The following is a 525-nucleotide window of genomic DNA, read 5'->3' on the forward strand; positions in this document are numbered from 1 at the left end:
GAAGGTGGCCTGTGAGGGCTGCTGGAGGTATCAGAAGTGCGAATGCTGACATAAGTAACGATAAAGCGGGTGAAAAGCCCGCTCGCCGGAAGACCAAGGGTTCCTGTCCAACGTTAATCGGGGCAGGGTGAGTCGACCCCTAAGGCGAGGCCGAAAGGCGTAGTCGATGGGAAACAGGTTAATATTCCTGTACTTGGTGTTACTGCGAAGGGGGGACGGAGAAGGCTATGTCAGCCGGGCGACGGTTGTCCCGGTTTAAGCGTGTAGGTGTGTGTTCCAGGCAAATCCGGTTCACTTTAACACTGAGGCGTGATGACGAGGCACTACGGTGCTGAAGTGATAAATGCCCTGCTTCCAGGAAAAGCCTCTAAGCATCAGGTAACACGAAATCGTACCCCAAACCGACACAGGTGGTCAGGTAGAGAATACCAAGGCGCTTGAGAGAACTCGGGTGAAGGAACTAGGCAAAATGGTGCCGTAACTTCGGGAGAAGGCACGCTGATATGTAGGTGAAGCCCCTGCGGG

The 525-nt window shown here is 54.3% G+C and carries 1 rRNA gene; it reads left to right on the forward strand.

Annotated features, from left to right (window positions below):
* Nucleotides 1–525 (forward strand): 23S ribosomal RNA (locus AB8818_RS22885); the annotation flags it as partial.

The sequence above is a fragment of the Enterobacter sp. KB-280D8 genome (assembly GCF_041399405.1).
Lineage (GTDB): Bacteria > Pseudomonadota > Gammaproteobacteria > Enterobacterales > Enterobacteriaceae > Enterobacter > Enterobacter cloacae_N.